Here is a 14,837-nt window from a genome sequence, read left to right as displayed (position 1 = left end):
GTCGACCGGGGCCTCTCCGATGATGACCGCCGTCATGCGGAGCGCCTTTCCAACGCTTCCATGTCGCCGCTCGGGACCTTGACGTCCTCGACGACGAGGGGCAGCAGTTCCCATGCGTCGACGACGTAGCCGAGGTTCGCCCCGGGCACGCTGCGGGCCTGCAGCCGCCAGGAGTCCGTCCCGGTCGGGTAGAAGCGCAGGGTGAGTACCTGGCCGGTGGGGGTCAGGAAGATCTCGGCGATGGAGTGGTCGACGACCACCCGCAGGTCGACCGGCTGGCCGGCGGGGCACGGCATCCGGTAGGAACCGCCACGGGCGCGGGAGTCCCGGGAGGCCCGGTCACGGTCGACGACCAGGTCGCCTGTGGCGGGATCGAGGCTGATGTCGAGGTACTCCGATCCGTCGGCGGAGGTGATCAGGCGCAGACCTGCCCTACCGAATGCCGCCAGGCGCGCCGTGAGGTCGAAGCTGTGGCCGACTTCGCCCAGCTCCACCGGATCGGTCCCGGTGACCCGTCCCTGCGCGTGGACGGTGTGGCGGCCGCGCAGAGCCAGCAGTTCGGCGGCGGGTTGCTGGTGCAGCGAGCCGTCTTGGCTGAGGGAGATCTCCCGGGGAAGGGTGAGCGTTCCGGCCCAGCCGTCCTGGGCGGCCCAGTCCTTGTCGCGGGCTTCCCAGGACCATCCCCACAGCAGCCATCTGCAGCCCGGTGCACGCAGCAGCGCGGGCGCGTAGCAGTCCGGGCCGTGGTCGAGGAGGATCGGCGCCCCGGCGTCGAACGTATCGCCGGTCTCGTGGCCTACCAGGGCCACGGAACAACGGGGACCGTCGTGGGCGTCCCACGCGCTGTAGATGAGTGCACCCCGCCCGGAGCCGTCGGCTGCCGGGAGGTACTGGGGGCACTCCCAGCCCTCGCCTGTGTACTGGTCACCGGAGCCGAGGGGCTGCGGTGCGCCGGCGCAGAAGGGGCCCTGGTAGGTCCATGTCTCCAGGTCGGGCGATTCGTAGAGTAGGGCGGCTCCTCGGCCGTCTGCGAGTGCGGCGCCGATCAGCATCCGCCAGCGGGTACCGTCCCGCCAGACGTACGGGTCGCGGTACATGGTGCAGCCCTCGGGCGGTTCGGGGATGAGCAGGTCGCCGCGGGGGTGGAAGGTGCGGCCGCCGTCGCGGGAAGTGGCGGTGGTGACCGGCTGGTACCAGCGGTCTTGGCGCAGGGCCGAGTAGAAGGCGATCAGCCGGTCGCCGTCGGAGACGGCGTTGCCGGAGAAGCAGCCGTCGGCGTCCTCGCCGCCCGTGGTGGGGGAGAGGGCGAGGGGCAGGGGCTTCCAGCTGAGCAGGTCGGGGCTGCGGAAGTGGCCCCAGTGCATGTTCTCGTGGCGGGTTCCCTGCGGGTTGTACTGGTAGCAGACGTGGTAGTGGCCGTCGTGGAAGGCCAGACCGTTGGGGTCGTTGATCCAGTTGCGGGGCGGGCGCAGGTGCGCGACGGGCCGGTGCGGGTCAGGGCGGTCCAAGGGCGCGGTGGACACACGCGTGCCTTTCGAGGAGTTGGAGAGCGTGCGGGGAGGGGCGGCGGTCAGCGGAAGGAGCCGGCCACGATCCCCTCGACGAAGTACCGCTGGGCGGTGATGAAGATGAGCACGCTGGGGATCAGGGCGATGACCACTCCGGCGAGCACGATGGAGATGCTGCCGGTGCCGAGCGTTCCCTGCAGGCTCACCAGGCCCAGGGGCAGGGTGAACTTGTCGGTGGACTGCAGGAAGATCAGCGGCCGGAAGAACTCGTTCCAGTAGGCGGAGAACGTCAGCACCGCCAGCGTGGCCATCGGGGCGCGGGCCATGGGGGCGTAAATGCGGGCGAAGACCTGGAAGTGCGAGGCGCCGTCCACCCGTGCCGCCTCGCCGAGTTCGCGGGGCATCTGCAGGAAGTACTGGCGCATCAGGAACGTGCCGAACGCACCGCCGACGGCGGGCAGCACAAGCGCCATGCTGGTGTCGGTCAGGCCCAGGCACTTGATGATCAGGAAGACCGGGATGATGGTCGTCTGGATGGGGACCATCATGGTGGCCAGGATGACGGCGAACAGTGCCTTGTTGCCGCGGAAGCGCACCATGGCGAAGGCATAGCCGCTCATGGTCGAGGTGATCAGCTGACCGACCACGATGAGCCCGGTGACCAGGGTGCTGTTGAGGAAGAAGGTTCCCAGCGGGACCTTCTCGAAGACGGCCTGGTAGTTCGACCAGACCGGATGGGTGGGGATCCAGTGCGGGGGCTGGTCGAAGCTCGTGGCCGGGGTGCGCAGCGAGGTGGACAGGGCCCACACGAGCGGGGCGACGATCAGTACGGCCGCCACGGTCAGGACGGCGACCGACAGCAGCGAGGTGATCCGCAGGCGCCGGGGTCGGGGCGTAGCTGCGGCGGGCCGGTCGAGGACGGCGGTCATGAGTAGAACACCCACTTCCGGCTCACCGTGAACTGCACGGCCGTGATGACCAGCAGGGCGACGAAGAGCAGTACGGAGACGGCGGAGGCATAGCCGAACTGGAGGTTCTGGAAGGCCGTCTGGTAGACGAGCAGGACGGTGGTGTAGGTCGCGTCGCCCGGACCACCCTTGGTCATCACGTAGGGCTGGTCGAACAGTTGCATGGTGTTGATCAGGCCGACGGTGCAGGCGAACAGCACCGTGGGGCTGATCAGGGGCAGCTTGATCCTCCAGAACACGCGGGCGGACGACGCGCCGTCGATCTGCGCGGCCTCCAGGACGTCCGGCGGTACGGAGCCGAGGGCGGCGACGAACAGGATGAACGTGAAGCCGAGCTGCTGCCACACGGCGACCAGCACGATGGTGGCCGTGGCTCCCGTGGTCGAACTCAGCCAGGGGACCGTGGGCAGGTGGAGGGCCCCCAGGTAGTAGTTGATCACTCCGAAGTGGTCGTCGAAGATGTACGACATCACGATCGAGATCGATGCCGCCGAGGCCAGCATCGGCATGAAGAACGCCGCACGGAACAGGTTCTGCACGATCTTCGAGGCGCGCTGGGCCACCAGCAGGGCAAGGCCCAGACCGAGGGCGACCTGCAGGAAGACGATCATCACGGCGAGGCTGGAGGTCACCAGCAGGGAGTGGGTGACCGCCTTGTCGTGCAGCAGGGTGTCGAAGTTCTGCAGGCCGACGAACTGGGGGCTGGTGATGGCGTCCCACTTGAACAGCGCGAGGACGAACGACCCGACGATCGGCGCCACGGTGAAGACGAACACCACCACCAGCGACAGCGCCACCATGCCGTATCCGAACAGGGCTTCGCGGCGGGCCTGGCGGGCCTGGGCGCGGCGCCGGAGCGTCGCCGTTCGATCCGCTTGAGGCTGTGGGGGGCGGCCGGGCCGCGCGCCCGCCGGGGCGGACGCGCGGCTACGGCTCTGGACTGGCTGCGACATCAGCGCGTCATCCCGTCTTCGCTGCGGTCTCGAGGTCGCTCTGCAGGCCGTCGAGGGCCGCCTTGGCGTTGCCGCTGGACATGGCCTGGGTGGTGCGCTTGTTCAGCGCGATGGCCATGGCGTTGTAGTACGGCGGCGCCGGGATCGGAGCGGTGTTGTCGAGGTCGAGGGTGTCGTAGAAGACGTTCCAGTGCTTCGGGCCGGTGGTCGCGTACCGGGCGGCCGTCGACATCGACTTGCGCGGGAAGGTGGTGACATTGCCCGGGAACAGCAGATCCAGGCTCTGGGGGGACACCAGGGTCTTCAGGAGCTCCCAGGCCAGGTCCTTGTTCTTGGACGACTTCATGATGCCGTAGCCGCCGGTGCCGAACAGGTGGCGTTGGCTCTTCCATTTGGGGAAGTACTGCACGTCGAAGGAGCCCGTCTGCATGCCGGCGTTGTGCAGGCCGCCCGCCCAGAAGCCGCCGCCGACGGACATGCCGATCTTGTTACTGGCGAACAGGCCCTGCAGGGTGGTGCCGCCGCCGACGTCAGGGCTGGGGGAGAGGCCCTCCTTGTGTAGCTGGACCATGTAGTCGAGGGCCTCGACGACCGGGGTGGAGTTGGCGGTGGGGTCGCCCCAGCGCCAGCCGCCCTTGCGGCCGGCCGCGAGGGGGTTGTTCGGGTAGAAGGTGTTCCACAGCCAGTCGCCGCCCTCCCACTTGCTCTCGGTGAGCAGGTTGCCGCCGTTGGCGTACATCCAGGACGTCCAGCTGCCCCACAGCCGTACGACCCAGTCGTAGCCGACCGTGTTGCCGCCCTTGGCGGAGATCTTCTTGGCGATGTTGTAGAAGTCGTCCTTGGTCCAGTTGTCGGCGGGGCGGTCCACACCGACGCTGCTGAACAGGGAGGTGCTGTAGAACATGTTCCCGGCGTTGAAGTCGGTGGGCAGTTCGTACAGATGCCCCTGGTACATCATCGCCTCGACCAGCGCCGGGTGGACGTCGGCGAAGTAGGGCTTGAGCGCGGCCGCGTCGCGCTTGACATAGTCGTCCAGCGGCTGGGCCAGGCCCTTGGCCGCGAACAGCTGCAGGCCCTCGGTGGCCACCGCCGCGATGTCCGGCGCGTTGCCGGCCGCGATCTGGGTGAGCAGCTTGCTGAAGAAGTCGTTCCAGTCGGTGCCCGTGGTGCCGGTGAACTTCACCTTCACACCGGGGTGTGCGGCTTCGAAGGTCTTGGCGGCCTTGGCCATCGTGTCGGCTTGCGTCTGGGCGGCGAAGACGGCGACGTTCAGCACCTTCGAACCGGAGGAACCGGACGAGGAGGAGCCGGAGGAGCAGGCGGAGGCCAGTCCGCCCACGCCTGCCAGCGCGGCGGTGGCGGCGCCGGCTCTCAGCAGGCCGCGACGGCTCAGCGGCTCCTTGAAAAGGCCAGAGGACATGCGTGTACCCTCACTGTGTGTACCAAGTACGGACAGGGATGACGACCGGTCGTAACGGTCGCCTGTCGTAGTGCGACTGCTTCGCCGTCCCGGGGTCAGAGTCGGGGCGGCGAAGCGACCGATGCCCGCGCCACCAGCGGGCAAGACAGCATTTCCTGCGAGACCGGGCGCGGTGGCGGACCCGGCGTTTCGGTGAGTGCGAGCAACTGGGCGACCGCCCGTGCCCCCATCTCGTAGTGCGGCAGCTGGACCGTGCTCAGCGCGGGGTGGAGCGCCTCGCAGATCAGCTCCTGGTTGTCGAACCCGATGACCGACAGGTCGCCGGGGACCGACAGGCCGAGTTCCGCGGCGGCCCGGTAGGCGCCCGCGGAGATCCGGTCGTTGAAGCAGAACAACGCCGTCGGCCGCTCCTCCGCCTCGAGCAGGCGCCGTGCCGCCCGGTAGCCGGCGGCCGCGTGACCGGCGGTGGTCTCGGTGGGCACCGTCGGCTCGGCGACGACCAGGGAAGGATCGTAGGAGATCCCGGCGTCGGTCAGCGCCTTGCGGTAGCCCTCGATGCGCAGGCCCAGCGCGGGGATGTCCTCGGTCGGCACGACCATGCCGATCCGGCGGTGCCCGTGGTCGATCAGCTCGCGCACCGCGGTGTAGCCGCCCCGCACCTCGTCGGGCACCACGGACGGGATCGCGGAGTCCTCACAGCGCGCGTCCAGCAGAACCGTGGGCGTTCCGAGCAGACTCTCCGGCAGGCTCACGACCCGGTGGAACATGGCCGCGTACAGCACACCGTCGACCTGCCGCTGGAGCAGCATCTCGATGCTGCGTCGCTCGAGTTCGGCGTCGCCGCCCGTGTTGACCAGGAGCAGCAGCACGCCGTGAGCCGCTGCCGCCTCCTGGGCGCCGAGAACCATGCGGGCCGCGTGGGGGGTGGTGGCGATCTCGTCGCTGATGAACCCGATGGTCTGCGACCGCTGCATCCGCAGTCCCCGGGCCAGGCCGTTCGGCGCGTACCCGAGCTCATCGGCGATCCGCAGGACGCGCTGCCGGGTCTCTGCGCTGGCCCGCTTGCCCTGTACGCCGTTCAGAATGTGCGACACGGTCGTGACGGACACACCCGCCGCCGCGGCCACGTCCTTGATCCCGATTCGGCGCGCCATCGTCCCTGCCCAAGTCCGGTGCTCAAACTGGTGGATTCCGGCTGGCCAATCGTTTTGCCATCCGTGTGGAGACGAGAGTGCCTTCGGCCACAGCTCCTGTCAATGGCTCGTTACGGACTCGTGGCCCCGGGATGTCCGCGAGTGGCGGCGAGCGACGAGTGCCTCCGTCCGGTGAAGAGCGACGAAGAGCCGGGGCGGCCCGGAGCGGGACCAAGCCTTTCGCCATGCGGGGGTTAGCCTTACGGCGTGTCAGCCCCTGCACCTGGCCAACCACCACACGCGAGTCGAGCGCGACGGGTGGACGTCGCACGTCTCGCCGGCGTCTCACCCGCCACGGTCTCCTTCGTCCTCAACCAGACGTCCGGGCAGACCATCAGCGAGGAGACCCGGCAACGAGTCCTGCAGGCGGTCGCCGCACTCGGCTACCGCCCGAACCGCACCGCCCAAGGGCTGCGACACGGACGCAGCGCGACCGTCGGCTTCGTCAGCCACGACGCCGACTTCGGCGAGTTCGCCGCCGCCGCGATCAAGGGCGCGCACGAGGCGTGCACCCGCCAGGGCAACCTGCTGCTCCTGGTCAACACCGGCGGTTCGAACCGCCAGGCGCAACAGCTGATCACCGACCTCCTGGACCGGCAGGTCGACGCCCTGATCTTCGCCGCGGTCGGCACCAGACCGGTGACCCTCCCGGACGCCACGACCCGCGTTCCGACCGTCCTGCTGAACTGCTTCGCGCCGCACGACCCCGTCCCGGCGATCGTGCCCGACGAGGAACGCGGCGGACGGGAGGCCACCCAGGCCCTGCTCGACCTCGGCCACCGCGAGATCGCCTACCTCACGGGCAACCCCGGCCAATGGGCCACCAAAGCCCGGCTGCGCGGCTTTCGCGAGGCGCTGCGCGGCGCCGGGCTCGACCCGCGCGAGCAGACCGTGCTCTCCGGCAACTACCACGCGGACTCCGGCCATGACCTGGTGCGGACGCTGTTGCGGCGCGGTCCCCTCCCGACCGCCGTCATGTGCGGAAACGACCGGATGGCCGTCGGCGCGCTGCTGGCTCTGCTGGAGGCGGGCGTCCGGGTGCCCGAGGATATGTCGGTGATGGGCTACGACGACCAGTTCCAGCTCGCGGCGGAGATCCGCCCGGCCCTGAGCACCGTACGACTGCCTTACGACGCGATGGGACGGCAGGCGGCGGAGCAGCTGGCCGACGGCCGGAATGCCGCCCCGACGGGCCGCACCCTGGTGCACTGCCCGCTCGTCCTGCGCGACTCCACGGCGGCCCCGGCGCACCGCACACGCACGGGACCCTGAGCTGGGCCACCCTGCTGCGGCGCCCCCGGATTCACGGACACATTCCCGACATCATCCTCTTGACGCGGGATCATGCCGAGCCTACGGTTTGCTCGCTAACCCGAATTAGTACCTGAGGTCTCGGCGGGTTGGAGAAACGCCACGGAGCGGGGCGACGGTGACTGCCGCCGCCGGGTCAGCCGCCAGGAGCGCGTGTCGAGACCGGAACGTCGTTGTGCCGCGATGTCGTTGCCTCGCGCCGTCGTTGTGGCGCGCCGATCAGGGTCGACACCGCATCGAGCCGCGCGATCTCTGTCAGTCCCTCGGATGAACCGTCATCCGTCGTCGACTGCCCCGAGTGAATGCGTCCGCGTCGGCACAACAACTCCCGCACACAAGCTCCTTCGGAGGATGAGCATGCGAAGAATCAGACGCATGCTGCTACGGCTCACCGCATTGAGTGTGGGCCTCGCAGCCGGATCCGCCTTCCCACCGGCACAGGCAGCAACGCCGGTGGACGGCAGCTCCGTGCAGGTCTGGCTCACGGACGTCGGATCCGACCAGTGGGTCGCCAAGCAGAAAGCCGTGGCGTTCCAGACGCAGCAGACGACCAACCCCCTCACGATCAAGGTCGACGACACCGTCAAGTATCAGAAGATCATCGGCTTCGGAGCGGCGCTCACCGACTCCTCGGCATACCTCGTCGACAAACTGCCGACGAGCGGCCGCAACGCCCTGATGCAGAAGCTCTTCAGCCCCTCCGCGGGCATCGGCCTCAGCATGGTCCGCTCACCCATGGGCGCCACGGACTTCACGGCGACCGGGAACTACTCCTACGACGACATGCCGGCGGGCCACACCGATCCGACGCTGAAGAACTTCTCCGTCAAGCACGACGCCGCCTACATCATCCCGGAGTTGAAACAGGCCCTCGCCCTGAACCCGGGCATCAAGGTCACATCGACCCCCTGGAGCCCCCCGGGCTGGATGAAGACCTCCGGATCCATGATCGGCGGAACCCTCCTCGACACGGACTACACGGCGCTCGCCAACTACTTCGTCAAGTACATCCAGGCCTACGGCAAGGCCGGGGTGCCGATCTCCTACGTCACACCGCAGAACGAACCGCTGAACGCTCCCACCTGGCCCGGGACCTACCTGACTCCCAGTCAGGAGACCAAACTGGTCCAGGAGATGGGCAAGGCGTTCGCGGACAAGGACCTCTCTACGAAGATCCTCGCGTGGGACCACAACTGGGACGTGCCCTCGTACCCCGAGTCGATCTACGACGATCCCACGACCGCCAAGTACGCCGTGGGGGCCGGGTTCCACATCTACAGCGGCAGCCCGATCTACCAGACGCTGATCCACAACGACTATCCGAGCAAGCAGCTGTACCTCACGGAAGCCACTGGCGGCGTGTGGCAGGCCGACAAGCAGGTGGCCTTCCACGACGCTCTCGACACCTGGATGATCGACACCACACGCAACTACGCGAACGGCACGATGCTGTGGAACATCGCCCTCGACCCCGCCATGGGGCCGCTCAACAGCGACACCAACGGCATCGGTGAATGCCGCGGCCTGGTGACCATTGACCCGGCAAGCGGCGACGTCACCTACAACCCGGACTACTACGCACTCGCCCAGGTCACCAAGTTCGTCAAGCCCGGAGCCCACCGCATTTACTCGAACACCTTCGGAGCCGGCAGCGTCAACGACGTCGCCTTCCAGAACCCCGATGGATCGAAGGTCCTCGTCGCCTACAACGACTCGAAGGCCGCGAAGACCATCAGCGTCGCGGACGGAACCCAGTCGTTCAACTACACGCTGAACGCGGGCAACGCCGCCACCTTCACCTACTCGGGACCCGCGCAGCACGGCAGCACCCCCGCGGCCGGCGACGTCGCGGACCCCACGCACGACTTCACCTTCAAGTCGGCGACCGGTCGCCAGATGCTCACCTACGACCCGCAACTGCTGCCCATCCAGAACTCCGTCACCACCGACTCCAAGCTGACCACGTACTCCCTGCCGGTCGGAGCGTCCATCAAGACCCCGGGAACGGCGCTCAGCCGCAGCGGATGGAAGGTCACTTCCTCATCGAGCCAGTCGGGTGACCCGGCAACTGCCGCCATCGACGGCGTCCTCGACACACGATGGCGTACGGCGATCAAGATGAAGAGCGGCGACTGGTTCCAGGTCGACCTCGGCAGCCCGACGAGCTTCGACCAGATCACGCTCGACAACACGGCGAAGAACGCCTTCGACTCCGTCTTCCAGTACCAGGTGTATGTATCGGACGACGGCGAGCACTGGGGCAGCGCGGTCGCTAACGGCAACGGCACTCTGGGCAAGACGACCATCACCCTGCCACCGCAGAAGGCGCGGTACATCCGCATCGTCAGCACCGCACCGTCGTTCTTCTTCCACTGGTCCATCGGTGAGATCAAGGTGTACGGCACCCCCGGCGAAACCGGCTCGATCGGAGCCCTGACCGCGGTGCCGAACGGACTTCAGCTGCAGAACTGGACCACACCGGACGGAACGAACGTCTCCGTCGTCTACAACGGAACCGGGCGCGGCCAGAGCTTCCCGGCATCCCCCGACGGCACATCCCCCTACACCTACACGCTGCCCGGCGGGACATCGGCGATGTTCACGACCCAGAGCCTGTCGAGCTACGCGACCCCCGACTTCGGCAGCATGACGCCCACCACCGGCATTCCGGGCTCCGAGTTCACGATCACCGGCTCCCACTTCGGTGCGACCCAGGGCCTGGGCACCGTGTACTTCGGAGGGACCCACGCCGACATCGCCAGCTGGTCCGACACCAGCATCAGCGCCTACGTTCCGGACGGACTCGCGTCGGGGACTTACAAGGTGTCGGTGAACGGCGCCGGCGGGCAGTCCGCGGGCGTCTCCACCTTCACCGTCAACGGCCTGGGCACCCCGCTCTCCAAGACCGGCTGGACCGCGAAGGCGTCAAAGGTGAGCCCATACGCCACCGACGTGCTCGACAACATGATCGACGGTGACACCGACACCCGCTATAGCTCCGGAGCCGGGCAGGAATCCGGCCAGTGGGTCGAAGTGGACATGGGGAAGGCGCAGACCTTCGACACCATCGCCCTGGACTCGGGCAGCAGCACCGGTGACTATGCGCGAGGCGCGGACGTCTACGTGTCCTCCGACGGGACCGACTGGAAAAAGGTCGCCGCCATCACCGCCGACGGCCAGCAGATCGAGGCGGTGACCTTCGCGACGCAGACGGCGCGCTACATCAAGGTGGTCGACACCGGTAGCGCCGGCAACTGGTGGTCGATCGCCGAGTTCACCGTGCACGAGGGCGGATCCGCGACCCCCGTCTACGGCATCCCGCTGTCGAGGGCAGGCTGGACCGCTACGGCATCGAATACGAGCCCCTGGCCCAACGACGTGCTTCCGCACATGCTCGACGGCGACCTCACCACCCGCTACACCTCGGGAGCCGGGCAGGCCTCCGGCCAGTGGGTGGAGGTGGACATGGGCAAAGCCCAGAACTTCGACACGGTCGTTCTGGACGCGGGCAGCAGCGTGAACGACTACGCGCGAAGCGCCGATGTGTTCGTCTCGTCCGACGGAAACGACTGGACGAAGGTCGCCTCCATCGCCTCAGCCTGGCCGGTCGAGGCGGTGTCGTTCGCGACCCAGACGGCGCGCTACGTCAAGGTGGTCAATACCGGCAGCGCCGGCAACTGGTGGTCCATCGGGGAGTTCAACGTCTACGCGGGCCCTGTCTCCGGCACTCAGCTGTCGAGGAGCGACTGGACCGCGACCGCATCGAACACGAGTCCATGGCCCAACGACGTGCTTCCGCACATGCTCGACGGCGACATCGACACCCGCTACACCTCCGGAGCCGGGCAGGCCTCCGGCCAGTGGGTGGAAGTGGACATGGGGCAAGCCGAGAAGTTCAGCACGGTCGAGCTGGATTCGGGCAGCAGCGTGAACGACTACGCCCGGAGCGCGGACGTGTACGTGTCGTCCGATGGAAGTGACTGGACCAAGGTGGCCTCCATAGCGTCGGGCCAGCCGGTCGAGGTGGCCTCGTTCGCGACGCAGACGGCGCGCTACGTCAAGGTGGTCAACACCGGCAGCGCCGGCAACTGGTGGTCGATCGCGGAGTTCAACGCATACACCTGATCACGTGCATCGTCGTCTCGGGCCCGGCTCGGCTTCGGCCGACCCGGGCCCGGGGAACGGGTCGCAAACGTTCTGCCCTGGGCGTCCCCGCGCATACGGGGCAGCAGGTGCGCTCGTAGGCTGTTGCTGCTCGCGGTGGTGATGCCGTACATGCCGGGTGGCGGGGCCTCATAGCTGCAAGGACGAGTTGCCGTGACGGCCAGCAATGTCGTGGAAGGTCGGGATGCCGAGGTCCACGGCAGTGCTGTGGCGTGCTTGTTCGGCATCGAGCTGGGGGACTTTGTCCTGGGCTCCGGCGAGGCTGACTTCGGGTCCTTCCATCTCGCCCAGCCGGCCTTCGCGTTCGGCCTCGGTGAGGCGGGCGAGGAGGTTGTCGCGGATCTCGACCAGACGGCCGCGTTGCTCGGGTTCGGGACGGAGCATCGAGCAGCGGACGCAGGCTTCTCTGAACTTGCGCTGGTGAGGTGATCGAGTCAGGAGCGCCCGTGTTCGCGATTGAGTTCGTGGTAGCCGCGAAAGTCGAAGAAGCGCAGAGCGTCGATCACTGCTCCAGACAGGATTTCCGGCAGGGTCCAAGGGTGGGGGGGTGTAGTCGTCCGTTGCCACGCCTCCATGCTCAAGCAGCAGCGCGATCATCTGGTGAACCTCTGCGGTGCCGTCGATCCGCCCGGAGATGTCGATCTGCACCGCCCAAGGGGGGTGATGTCCGATGGCCGCTTCGAGGATCGCCACATCCTCGGGATCCCAGTCGGAAAAGAGGTAGCCGGTCTGCTCATCGTCGATGTCGATGTAGAGGTTGCCGTCCAGAGTCCACGGATCGCGCTGCTCGGGCAGATGCCGATCGAGCGAGGCGACGGCGTCGGCTCGCTCACCTGTGTGAAACACGAAGACGGTTCGCATGGGTTGGGGCGTAGGCAGTTCAGCTTCGTGGCGACCATGGATTTCAGGGACGGTGCTGGTCCGTCAATGTAGTGGTGGTGTGGTTGGCGATGTCGGCGAAGGCCGGCATGCCGAGGTCGACGGCGGAGGATCGGCGGGCTGCTTCGGCATCGAGCTGGTCCAGCTTGCCCTGCGCGCCGGCGAGGCTGACCTGGAGGCCCTCGACTTCGCCCAGCCATCCTTCCCGCTCCGCCTCAACGATCCGGGCGATCAGGTTGTCGCGGATGTCGGTCAACCGTGGCCGTTGGGCTGGATCAGGCCGGAGGAGCGAGCATCTGACACAAGCGTGCTCATGGATGCAGGGGGATCCGAAGGCGCGTGCGCAGGTGCCGATGGATACCTTCCGCTTCTCGAAGTGGGCGAGGAATGAGTCCCACTCCTCCTCTGTCGGGATCCAGTATTCCTCGCCAGGGCGGGAGGCCCGTCGGCGGGCGATGAACGCCCGGTGGGCCTCGATCGTCTCGGCAGGGTAGGCCGCCTTGTATCCGATTGAACCGCCCCGGGTTCGGTAGAGATCTCAGATTGTGGTTGTGACCTGGGGTTTCGTGAGTTCCGTGTAGTAGTTGGCTTCGTACTCGACGGGCGGGATGTGGCCTATCTCACCGTGGAGTCGGCGGTGGTTGTACCAGTCGACGCATTCGGCGGTGGCCAGCTCGACCTGGGAAAGCGTCTTCCAGGGCTGCTGGGGTTTGATCAACTCGGTTTTATGCAGGCCGATCGCCGATTCCATCAGGGCGTTGTCGTAGGCGTCGCGGACCGAGCCGATGGACGCGGCTATGCCGGCGGCGTCCAGATGCTCGGCGAGCCTGAACGACGTGTACTGCGACCCGGCATCCGAGTGATGGATCAACTCGCCCGGTCGGATGGGACGTTGCTCGCGGTCGCGTTGCCAGATCGCCATCTCCAGGGCGTCCAGGACGAAGACGGTCTCCTTGACGGTGGCCGCCGACCAGCCGACGATCCGGCGGGAGAAGGTGTCCACGACGAACGCGACGTAGACGGTCGCCGACCAGGTCTTCACATGGGTGAAGTCTGCCACCCAGCAGCGGTCGGGGGCGGCGGCGACGAAGTCGCGGTCGAGACGGTCGGGAGCTCGCTCGACCTGCCCGCCGGGAAGCGTGGTGATCACACGCTTGCCGCGGACCGCCCCCTGGATGCCCATCTCACGCATCAGGCGTTCGAGGGTGCACCGGGCCACGACGCGTCCCTGCCGGTTCAGCTCACGCCAGACCTTTCTCGCCCCGCAGACACGGTAGTTGGCGGTGTGGACCTGGCTGATCAGTTCCTTGAGCTGAGCGTCCCGCACCGATCGTGCGGACGGGGCGGCCAGTCGCTTCTTGTGGGCGTAGTAGGGGGAAGGGGCGACCTTGCAGTCGTACTCGGTGAGCGCCCTGCAGATCGGCTCGACACCGCCGAAGCGGTCACGGTGCTCGTCGATGAACGCTACGAGCGTGTGTGTGGCCGGTCGAGCTCGGCCGCGAAGAAACTCGCCGCGGCCTTGAGGATCTCGTTGGCCCGCTTGAGTTCAGCGTTCTCCTTCTTCAGCGCCTTGAGCTGGGCAGACTCCCCCGTCGTCGTCCCCGGCCGCGTCCCCGCATCGATCTCGTACTGCTTCACCCAGTTCCGCAGCGTCTCGCGGGAGCCGATGCCGAGCTTCTCCGCCACCGCTTGCAAGGCGGCCGTCTCGTTCGGGTAGTCATCGCGCACCTCGGCGACCATGCGCACCGCACGGCGGCGGAGCTCAAGCGGGTAACGGGAAGGTCGTGCCAGGACTCGATCCTTTCATGAAATCGAGTCTCTATTCGAACCGGGGTGATTCACTTGGCGGTCACGCTGCTTGTCAGTCGGCTTGTCGGCGGCACGTGAGGTAGAGCGGCATGAAGATGATCCACAAGCACAGGCAGCCGAGAGCCCACGCGGCAGGCTTGCTCACTTCGATCGAGCCCGCCGAGAAGTACACAGGCGTTCCCCGTCTGGCGCGGAGCGCGGCGTCTTGGTAGACCCAGAACACCGTCGCGAGGAGAAGGGCCAGGGGAATCAGCATGGTGACGTACGCCCCCATTACTCAGGCCTCTGCTCTGCGATGATGCGGGCGACGGCGGCCGCATCGTCCGGTGTGATCGTGGGTCGGACCCGGTGGCCGACGTCGAGCACGAGTGCCACACCCTTCTTCGGCCGGTTGGGGTCGAAGTTCCACCAGTGGACGAAGTCCCCCGAGCCCCAGATGCGCCACCTGCGCACCTTGTTCGCGCCGGTCAGGGCAAGCCTCTCCACGCCCCTGATCGAGGCATAACGGATCGTCTTTGCCCCCCATGGGTAGTAGCGGAGGATAGCGATCCCCTGCTCGTCGCAGCGGATCGTGCCGTCGTCGTAGGCGGGCGTGGCCATGCTTATCTGCCTTTCCTGACCGTCCACCCGTT

At 67.4% G+C, this 14,837-nt stretch carries 12 protein-coding genes; 2 read left to right on the top strand and 10 right to left on the bottom strand.

What is annotated here, in order from left to right:
- Positions 1-32: 32 nt before the first annotated feature.
- The 5 genes from AC5WRT_RS37970 to AC5WRT_RS37950 all read right to left on the bottom strand — a co-directional run bounded on the left by AC5WRT_RS37970 (position 33) and on the right by AC5WRT_RS37950 (position 6,003).
- Entirely contained in the window at positions 33-1,523 is a 1,491-nt protein-coding gene (locus AC5WRT_RS37970; RefSeq protein WP_496098689.1) for a glycoside hydrolase family 32 protein, read from the bottom strand.
- A 47-nt stretch (positions 1,524-1,570) separates the two neighbouring features.
- Positions 1,571-2,437 (bottom strand): carbohydrate ABC transporter permease, encoded by an 867-nt coding sequence (locus AC5WRT_RS37965; protein WP_496098688.1) that lies wholly within the window; start codon positions 2,435-2,437, stop codon positions 1,571-1,573.
- Positions 2,434-3,429 (bottom strand): carbohydrate ABC transporter permease, encoded by a 996-nt coding sequence (locus AC5WRT_RS37960; protein ID WP_496098687.1) that lies wholly within the window; start codon positions 3,427-3,429, stop codon positions 2,434-2,436. The genes AC5WRT_RS37965 and AC5WRT_RS37960 overlap by 4 nt, the downstream gene beginning before the upstream one ends.
- Positions 3,430-3,436: 7 nt before the next feature.
- Positions 3,437-4,849: an ABC transporter substrate-binding protein gene (locus tag AC5WRT_RS37955; protein WP_496098686.1), complete on the bottom strand. Its 1,413-nt coding sequence runs from the start codon at positions 4,847-4,849 to the stop codon at positions 3,437-3,439.
- Positions 4,850-4,944: 95 nt separating this feature from the next.
- On the bottom strand, positions 4,945-6,003 hold the full coding sequence (locus AC5WRT_RS37950; protein ID WP_496098685.1) for a LacI family DNA-binding transcriptional regulator: 1,059 nt from the start codon (positions 6,001-6,003) through the stop codon (positions 4,945-4,947).
- Positions 6,004-6,300: 297 nt separating this feature from the next.
- On the opposite strand from AC5WRT_RS37950, the gene AC5WRT_RS37945 reads away from it, so the two are divergent.
- Both AC5WRT_RS37945 and AC5WRT_RS37940 read left to right on the top strand, forming a co-directional pair.
- On the top strand, positions 6,301-7,314 hold the full coding sequence (locus tag AC5WRT_RS37945) for a LacI family DNA-binding transcriptional regulator (protein ID WP_496101057.1): 1,014 nt from the start codon (positions 6,301-6,303) through the stop codon (positions 7,312-7,314).
- Positions 7,315-7,710: 396 nt separating this feature from the next.
- A complete protein-coding gene (locus AC5WRT_RS37940) occupies positions 7,711-11,478 on the top strand; it encodes a discoidin domain-containing protein (RefSeq protein ID WP_496101056.1) in 3,768 nt (1,255 codons plus the stop codon).
- 168 nt (positions 11,479-11,646) lie between these two features.
- Here the strand turns inward: AC5WRT_RS37940 and AC5WRT_RS37935 are convergent, their stop codons facing one another.
- The 5 genes from AC5WRT_RS37935 to AC5WRT_RS37915 all read right to left on the bottom strand — a co-directional run.
- Entirely contained in the window at positions 11,647-12,378 is a 732-nt protein-coding gene (locus tag AC5WRT_RS37935; RefSeq protein WP_496098683.1) for a hypothetical protein, read from the bottom strand.
- Positions 12,379-12,421: 43 nt separating this feature from the next.
- Positions 12,422-12,652, bottom strand: coding sequence for a hypothetical protein (locus tag AC5WRT_RS37930; protein WP_496098682.1), 231 nt, complete (start codon positions 12,650-12,652; stop codon positions 12,422-12,424).
- 282 nt (positions 12,653-12,934) lie between these two features.
- Positions 12,935-14,187 (bottom strand): IS3 family transposase gene (locus AC5WRT_RS37925; RefSeq protein ID WP_496098690.1). Its coding sequence is split into 2 segments (ribosomal slippage): positions 12,935-13,905 and positions 13,905-14,187, totalling 1,254 coding nucleotides; the frame shifts between segments, so codons are not numbered across the junction.
- A 70-nt stretch (positions 14,188-14,257) separates the two neighbouring features.
- Complete coding sequence (locus AC5WRT_RS37920) at positions 14,258-14,461, bottom strand: hypothetical protein (RefSeq protein ID WP_496098681.1); 204 nt, start codon at positions 14,459-14,461, stop codon at positions 14,258-14,260.
- Between the two features lie 17 nt (positions 14,462-14,478).
- The coding region (locus AC5WRT_RS37915; RefSeq protein ID WP_496101055.1) for a hypothetical protein at positions 14,479-14,837 on the bottom strand (359 nt) is incomplete at its 5' end.

The sequence above is a fragment of the Streptomyces sp. NTD91 genome (genome assembly GCF_059510455.1).
The sequence above is the reverse complement of the archived record's forward strand: the minus strand, read 5'-3'. Positions and strand labels throughout refer to the sequence as shown.

Bases quoted from the DNA above. Each gene is read 5' to 3' on its own strand.
- AC5WRT_RS37955 (WP_496098686.1), bottom strand. From the start codon at position 4,849: ATGTCCTCTGGCCTTTTCAAGGAGCCGCTGAGCCGTCGCGGCCTGCTG.
- AC5WRT_RS37960 (WP_496098687.1), bottom strand. From the start codon at position 3,429: ATGTCGCAGCCAGTCCAGAGCCGTAGCCGCGCGTCCGCCCCGGCGGGC.
- AC5WRT_RS37965 (WP_496098688.1), bottom strand. From the start codon at position 2,437: ATGACCGCCGTCCTCGACCGGCCCGCCGCAGCTACGCCCCGACCCCGG.
- AC5WRT_RS37920 (WP_496098681.1), bottom strand. From the start codon at position 14,461: ATGCTGATTCCCCTGGCCCTTCTCCTCGCGACGGTGTTCTGGGTCTAC.
- AC5WRT_RS37940 (WP_496101056.1), top strand. From the start codon at position 7,711: ATGCGAAGAATCAGACGCATGCTGCTACGGCTCACCGCATTGAGTGTG.
- AC5WRT_RS37950 (WP_496098685.1), bottom strand. From the start codon at position 6,003: ATGGCGCGCCGAATCGGGATCAAGGACGTGGCCGCGGCGGCGGGTGTG.
- AC5WRT_RS37935 (WP_496098683.1), bottom strand. From the start codon at position 12,378: ATGCGAACCGTCTTCGTGTTTCACACAGGTGAGCGAGCCGACGCCGTC.